This is a genomic window from Pedobacter sp. (genome assembly GCF_035566355.1).
Lineage (GTDB): Bacteria > Bacteroidota > Bacteroidia > Sphingobacteriales > Sphingobacteriaceae > Pedobacter.
Map to the genome: position 1 here is coordinate 1 of NZ_DATMRL010000268.1, position 3,291 is coordinate 3,291.

The 3,291-nt window shown below is 40.4% G+C and carries 1 protein-coding gene and 1 pseudogene; both read right to left on the reverse strand.

What is annotated here, in order from left to right; translation table 11 throughout:
• Positions 1-2,885: ligand-binding sensor domain-containing protein (locus VNZ46_RS10575; protein ID WP_325560131.1), on the reverse strand; the 2,885-nt coding region annotated here is incomplete at its 3' end.
• A 197-nt stretch (positions 2,886-3,082) separates the two neighbouring features.
• A pseudogene (locus VNZ46_RS10580) lies at positions 3,083-3,291 on the reverse strand (alcohol dehydrogenase); the annotation flags it as partial.

The following is a 3,291-nucleotide window of genomic DNA, read 5'->3' on the forward strand; positions in this document are numbered from 1 at the left end:
TCCTTAAAGCACATCTCTATTTCTACCTCCGTTGCCTCGGCATGTTTGTTTATATTATTCAAAATCTCCTTATAAATCAGAAAAATATCCCTTCTCTTCCCCATGTTTAATTTCGCAGTTCCAACCTGTTCATCAAGATTAAGGTGATATAGAATATTATTGTTCTCAAAAACCTCAGCAGTATAGCGCCTCATCCGGCTAAAAGTTTCTTCCCAATTGTCATTATGAGTATTTACGCTCCATATAATATCATCGAGAGATTGGCTGGAAGTCTGTACCTCTTCAGAAATTCGGTCCAGAAAAATATGGGCCAGAGTGGTATTTTGAAGGCTTTTTTTAGAAAGTTCTGATAAGATATTTATATTAGACAAAGCAGAACCGATATCATCATGCAAATCTGTCGCTATGCCCTGGCGCATCTGAGCCAGCTTTGAAACCTGGGCTATTCTATAGCGGTACAGGCAGTAGACCAAGCCCAGAAACAACAGCACAAGGTCAGCAATAAACCAGTTTTTTTCCCAAAATGGTTCATCAATATCAATACGCATTTCTGTAACCACACCTTCATTAGCATATCCTGGCTGTACATATTTAACCAGAAAACGGTAAGAATTGGCTGGAACATTCATGTAGGCTGCATAGTTTCTTTGACCGGCATCAATCCACTCCTGATCATAGCCATCCAGTTTATAATAATAATGATACTGACTTAAAGGCGGAAAATTCAATGCAGCAAAATTGAGTATTATCGAATGATTCTGGTAACCCAGCCTCACCTCTTTTAAAAATGGCATTGCTGTTTCGTTTCCCACCGCTTTGTCATCAATTAAAATATGGGTAAAAACTACAGCCGCTGTTTTTCGCACTTCATTAAATTTAGAAGGATCAAATACATTAAGCCCATTAATACCGCCAAAGAGGAGCATTCCATCTGAACTTTTACTAAAAGCACCCGTATTAAATTCATTTTCCTGCAAACCTTGTTCAGCAGTATAATTGGTAAATTGAAAAGACTTTACAGATTGCTTGGCTATGGAGGCGTTAAAACGGCTAAGACCTTTATTTGTACTGGCCCATAAAAAGTGGTCCGGCCCCGATAATATTCCATAAATGGTATTATTTGGCAGGCCATCCTTTTCCGCGATCAGGCTGGTCTTCCTGGTCGCAAAGTTATAGGTAAGTATCCCCCTGCCCCCGGTTCCAACCCACAAAACAGAATCACTATAATACAAACATTTAACACTGGTTTCCACACTAAAAAAACTGGAAATATCTTTTGAGCCTATCTTATAAAAACGCTCTCTTACCGTATTAAAAAGCAACAACCCTGTTTTTTCAAAGCCAATGCATAAAGTACTGTCATTTATATAAACTATAGCACGTATAGCATCTGCAAAATTATTTGGTCCATCACCGGGTATATACCTGGCCACTAGACCGCTGCCCGCATTGACCAGGCAAAGACCACTGCTTTGTGTACCTAACCATACTTCATTTTTTTGATGAGGATATATACACCATACCGTTCCATCCGGCATTTTTAGTGCTGAAGCTGCATCAGGATGAAGCCTTTTTATATTCTTTCCCTTCTTAGTATCAAAAAGGATCAAACCATTGCCCTGGGTGCCTACCCACAAGAGCTCTGTTCCATCATTAAAAAGAGAAACAATCCGATCAGGGTTAGAAATACCTCTTTTATAAGCTGGAAAATGCCAGGTTTTATACAGGGCTCGTTTATCATTGATTTGGGTCAGGCCTTTATTGGTGGTGCCAACCCAAATGTTACCTTCCTTGTCGGTGGTGATGGATCTGACTAAAGAAACTTCTACGCCAGGCGGAACGGTCTGATCAGTAAATAATTTAAAATTGTTCCCGTTTTGGTTAAAATAACTTAGACCTCCGCCATCAGTGCCTATCCAGATCCCTTGATGAGCATCCTGTTTTATAGAAAGTATATCATTAAAGGCAATTGAAAATGGATTTCTCCTGTCATTAACCAATTGGTCTAATTTTTCTTCTTCGGTGTCTGCAATAAAGAGCCCTTTACCATAGGTTCCAATCCAAATTCTATTGGTCTCATCTATCAGGATGGCCTCTATGACCAGGTCAGAAGGAAGCTTTCCCGTTTTATATCCCTTAAACTGATGAAAAAGAGCTTCAGCCCTCCTTTTCACAAAAAGCCCTCTGCCCCAACTGCCCAGCCAGAGGTTCCCCTCCCTGTCTTCAGCCATGCAGCTGTAAGAAGCATTTTCTTTGGATTTCAATGGCTCAAAAGCCACAGGATTAACTTTGTTGTGCTCCAGATAACCTACCGTATTCCCAATAACCCACAACCGACCATGGCTATCTTTAAAGAACCCATTGATTACCGGCTGGGACGAGCCGGCAGGCATAGCAATTTGCTTGATCACTTTACCCGCATGACTGTCATAATCATATAGCTTCCCGCTTTCTGTACCCACCCACAATCTACCGTCCTTTTCAGGATAAAAACAAACAACGACCTCCCTTTTTTTTCCAGAGAAGATATCTGTATGAAGAAAAGTATGGTTAATCAAATCAAACTTTTCCAAATGCCCCCCTTTAACCAGAATCCAGAGAAAATGATCGCCAGCGTTTTCAATTTTCCCCAATCTGCTGCTTGTTCCGGAAGTCTTATCCTCAAATTTCTTATCCACTGTCAGGAAATTCTTCCCGTTATAACGGTTTAAGCCATCCTGGGTAGCCATCCAAATCATGCCCTTGGCATCAAATGCAATATCCACCACACTACTCTGTGATAAACCTTCATTTAAACCTATATTTCTGAATAAAATAGAATTTTGCTGCCCAAAGGTGCATAAGCATTGAAATAAAAGAGCCAGAATCAAGGAGCCTTTCACCATTTTATTTTAACAACCTACTAAACAACCGATTATCGCCGACCGTATAAAAGCGATTGCAACTTAAAGATAAGCAAATATTCTAAGTCTTGTCCATGGACAGGTAGAAAAACAATGCAGAATGAACCTACTTTAATCCCTTTCCCCCTTCCCAGTCTCCATTCCTGCAATTTTCAAAAAATTCGCCTCCGTAATCAGAACTAAACCAATCCAATCATCGCTTTAATAACACCCGTTCCAGGATCAATCCAACTGTTAAAATTAGCTTGAACTTCGTCAAAATGCACCCTGTGCGTAATATATGTTGCCGGTTCCACCAGTTTCTTTTTCATCGCATCTATCACGTGTTCAAAATCGGCCCGGGTCGCATTCCGGCTGCTCATCAATGTCGCTTCCCGTTTATGAAATT